Genomic DNA, 1,147 nt, shown 5'->3' on the forward strand with positions numbered 1-1,147 from the left:
CTAGTGACCTGAGTCGTTGATGCGTCGGCAGTAGTTGGCGAGGCTGTTGAGAATCTGGTCGGCGGTCTTGTGCCACACATAGGGGCGGGGGTTGGTGTTCCAGTCCTTGATCCAGGTGCGGATGTCGCGTTCAAGTGCCTGGACGGAGCGGTGGACGCTGCGCTGGAGTTTCTTGCAGGTGAGCTCGGCGAACCACCGCTCGACCAGGTTCAGCCAGGACGATCCGGTCGGGGTGAAGTGCAGGTGGAAGCGGGGATGGGCCAGCAGCCATCTGCGGACCGGCTCGGTCTTGTGGGTGCCGTAGTTGTCCGCGATCAGGTGCACGTCCAGGTGGGCCGGGACCTCCCGGTCCAGCTTGGCGAGGAACTTCCTGAACTCCGCGGTGCGGTGCCGGCGGTGGAGCGATCCGATGACCTGGCCACTTGCGGCGTCCAGCGCGGCGAACAGGGTGGTGGTGCCCGCGCGCAGATAGTCGTGGCTGCGGCGCTCGGGCACGCCGGGCATCATCGGCAGCACCGGCTGCGACCGGTCCAGGGCCTGGATCTGCGACTTCTCGTCCACACACAGGACCAAGGCGCGCTCCGGCGGGTCGAGGTACAGCCCCACCACATCGTGGACCTTGTCCACGAAGAACGGGTCGGTGGACAACTTGAACGACTCGGTACGGTGCGGTTTGAGGCCGAAGGCCCGCCAGATCCGGGACACGGTCGACTGCGACATCCCCGTGCGCTGGGCCATCGACCGGGTCGACCAGTGGGTGGCGCTCTTCGGCTTCGTCTCCAGGGTGAGCCGCACCAGTGCGGCGACCTGCTCGTCGGTGACGGTCCGCAGCCGGCCCGGCCGGGGTGCGTCGCCCAGACCGTCCAAGCGGTGGGCGATGAACCGGGCCCGCCACTTGGACACCGTCTCGGTGGTGACCCCCAGCTGGCGAGCCACCGAGCTGGCCGACCGCGGCAGTCCGTCCGGCTCGACCTCGGCACATGCCAGCACCAGTTTCGCTCTCAACGCCAGGGCTTGCGGCGTGGATTGAGCCCGCACCCACCCACCGAGCACCTCACGCTCGCGCTCGGACAACACCAGTTCGGCCAACCGCGGCCCCGGACGCCCCATGCATATCAAACGACGCATCAACGACTCAGGTCACTAG

At 67.6% G+C, this 1,147-nt stretch carries 1 protein-coding gene; it reads right to left on the reverse strand.

Going from position 1 to position 1,147, the window contains the following annotated elements; genetic code table 11:
- Nucleotides 1-1,110 carry an IS630 family transposase gene (locus ADK54_RS14300; protein ID WP_053726001.1) on the reverse strand — a complete coding sequence of 370 codons (1,110 nt, stop codon included), beginning with the start codon at nucleotides 1,108-1,110 and terminating at the stop codon, nucleotides 1-3.
- Nucleotides 1,111-1,147 lie beyond the last annotated feature (37 nt).

Source organism: Streptomyces sp. WM6378 (genome assembly GCF_001279695.1).
Taxonomy (GTDB): Bacteria; Actinomycetota; Actinomycetes; order Streptomycetales; family Streptomycetaceae; genus Streptomyces.